General features: G+C 60.1%; 1 pseudogene. It reads left to right on the forward strand.

The annotated features are described in order from the left end of the window. A pseudogene (locus OK351_RS17830) lies at positions 1-1,322 on the forward strand (pyruvate dehydrogenase (acetyl-transferring), homodimeric type); the annotation flags it as partial.

Below are 1,322 nucleotides of genomic sequence, written 5' to 3' on the forward strand. Positions count from 1 at the left end.
TCTGATCGGGATCCGGAAGAGACCCAGGAATGGTTGGATTCTTTTGATTCGTTGATCGAGTCGCAGGGGACCGAGCGGGCCCAGTTCATTATCCGGTCGTTGTTGCAGCGGGCCGGGGCGAAGTCCGTGGGGGTGCCGATGGTGACCACGACGGATTATGTGAATACGATCCCGGTGGATCAGGAGCCGGTGTTCCCGGGTGATGAGCAGGTCGAGCGCCGGTATCGGGCGTTTATGCGGTGGAACGCGGCGATTATGGTGCATCGTGGTCAGCATCCTGATATCGGGGTGGGTGGCCATATTTCCACGTATGCCGGGGCCGCGACGTTGTATGAGGTCGGGTTCAATCATTTCTTCCGTGGGCAGGATCATCCCGGGGGTGGGGATCAGATCTTCTTCCAGGGGCACGCGTCGCCGGGGATGTACGCGCGTGCGTTCCTTGAGGGGCGTTTGTCGGAGGAGGATATGGACGGGTTCCGGCAGGAGAAGTCCAAGGCCGGTCACGCGTTGCCGTCCTACCCGCACCCGCGTAGTATGCCGGAGTTCTGGCAGTTCCCGACGGTGTCGATGGGGTTGGGTCCGGCGAACGCGATTTACCAGGCGCAGTTGAACCGGTACCTGTTGCATCGGGGGATCAAGGACACCAGTGATCAGCAGGTGTGGGCGTTTTTGGGTGATGGGGAGATGGATGAGCCCGAGTCGCGGGGGTTCTTGCAGTTGGCCGCGAATGAGCGGTTGGATAACCTGACGTTCGTGGTGAACTGCAACCTGCAGCGGTTGGATGGGCCGGTGCGGGGTAATGGGAAGATCATGCAGGAGTTGGAGGCGTTCTTCCGTGGGGCGGGGTGGAACGTGATCAAGGTCGTGTGGGGCCGGGAGTGGGATGCGCTGCTGGATCGGGATGAGAACAATGCCCTGGTCGAGGTGATGAACCAGACCCCGGATGGGGATTACCAGACGTATAAGGCCGAGTCCGGGGCGTTTGTGCGGGAGCATTTCTTTGGTCAGCGTCCGGAGACCAAGGAGATGGTCGCGCATTTGTCGGATGATGAGATCTGGAATTTGAAGCGTGGCGGGCATGATTACCATAAGGTGTATGCCGCGTATAAGGCCGCGGTCGAGTTCAAGGGCAAGCCCACGGTGATCCTGGCCAAGACGGTCAAGGGGTACGGGTTGGGTCCGCATTTCGAGGCGCGTAACGCGACGCATCAGATGAAGAAGTTGACCCTGGAGGATTTGAAGGGGTTCCGTGATCATTTGCGGATCCCGATTAGCGATGAGCAGCTGGAAGCGGACCCGTACCTGCCTCCGTACTACCGGCC

This window comes from Glutamicibacter sp. MNS18 (assembly GCF_026107515.2).
Lineage (GTDB): Bacteria > Actinomycetota > Actinomycetes > Actinomycetales > Micrococcaceae > Glutamicibacter.